The organism is Novosphingobium rosa NBRC 15208 (assembly GCF_001598555.1).
GTDB lineage: Bacteria > Pseudomonadota > Alphaproteobacteria > Sphingomonadales > Sphingomonadaceae > Novosphingobium > Novosphingobium rosa.
Genome location: NZ_BCZE01000171.1, coordinates 1 through 1,428, shown reverse-complemented (window position 1 = coordinate 1,428; position 1,428 = coordinate 1). Strand labels below are relative to the sequence as shown.

The 1,428-nt window shown below is 63.0% G+C and carries 1 protein-coding gene; it reads left to right on the top strand.

Features of this window, described 5'->3' with window-relative positions:
- The first annotated feature begins 157 nt into the window (after positions 1–157).
- Positions 158–1,360, top strand: coding sequence for an IS256 family transposase (locus tag SR3_RS30250; RefSeq protein ID WP_068095125.1), 1,203 nt, complete (start codon positions 158–160; stop codon positions 1,358–1,360).
- Positions 1,361–1,428 lie beyond the last annotated feature (68 nt).

Below are 1,428 nucleotides of genomic sequence, written 5' to 3'. Positions count from 1 at the left end.
GGGTCGCGTCCCGGGACGTGGTGTAGGATCTGAGGGTAGCGCTGCTGGCCGGACGCGCGCTTTCCATATAGCGCTGTAGCGTACGGCCAGCAGCGCGGGTGGTCACCGTGATTTTCGGCTAGGTTTGGGTTGCGAAGCTCGAACCTGGAGAACCACGATGACCGATTCCATGATGCACCTGCGCGCGCTGGTCGAGAAGGCCCCTGACGCGGATATTTTGCGCGAGATGATCTCGTTTGCCGCCGGGCGGTTGATGGAGATGGAAGTCGGTGGCCTGACGGGTGCGGGCCACGGCGAGAAGTCCGCCGATCGGCTTGTCCAGCGCAACGGCTATCGCGACCGCGACTGGCAAACCCGCGCGGGAACGGTGGAACTGCGCATTCCCAAGTTGCGCAAGGGCAGCTATTTTCCCGGTTTTCTGGAGCCGCGTCGGATGGCCGAGCGGGCGCTGACGGCGGTCATCCAGGAAGCCTATGTGCATGGCATCTCGACGCGATCGGTCGATGACCTGGTCAAGGCGCTGGGCATGGATGGCATCTCCAAAAGCCAGGTTAGCCGCCTGTGCGAAGAGCTCGACCAAAAGGTGCATGCCTTCCTCGATCGCCCGATCGAGGGCGACTGGCCTTACCTGTGGATCGACGCCACCTATGTCAAAGTCCGCCAGAATGGCCGTATCGTCTCGGTCGCGGTGATCATCGCGGTGGGCGTCAACAGCGACGGTCGCCGTGAAGTGCTGGGCATGGATATCGGCCCGTCGGAAGCCGAACCCTTCTGGACCGCGTTTCTGCGCAAGCTGACGCGCCGGGGCCTGCGTGGGGTGAAGCTGGTGATCTCCGACGCTCATGAAGGCATCAAGGCGGCGGTCTCCAAGCTGCTGTGCGCGAGCTGGCAGCGCTGCCGCGTCCACTTCATGCGCAACGCGTTGGCCCACGCTGGCAAGAGCGGGCGCCGCGTCGTCTCGGCATTCATCGGCACCGCTTTTGCTCAGGAGACGCCCGAGGCCGCCAGTCAGCAATGGCGTTCCGTTGCCGATCAAATGCGCCCAAAACTGCCAAAACTCGCCGCGTTGATGGACGACGCCGAACCCGACGTGCTCGCCTACATGACGTTCCCCAAGGAGCACCGGGCCAAGTTGCACAGTACGAATCCCATCGAGCGCCTGAACGGCGAGATCAAACGCCGCACCGAAGTCGTCGGCATCTTCCCCAACGAAGCGGCAATCACACGCCTGATCGGCGCCATTCTCATGGAACAGTCCGATGAATGGGCCGTCCAGCGCGGCCGCTACATGTCACTTGAAACCATGGCGCCGGTGAGCGACAATCCCATCGTCATGCTCTCGGCTGTACCTGGCGCATGACCGGCTCAAGCTTATGCCGAAATCGCCGGTGGCCCAAATAAACTACACCACGCCGTGGGACACGATCC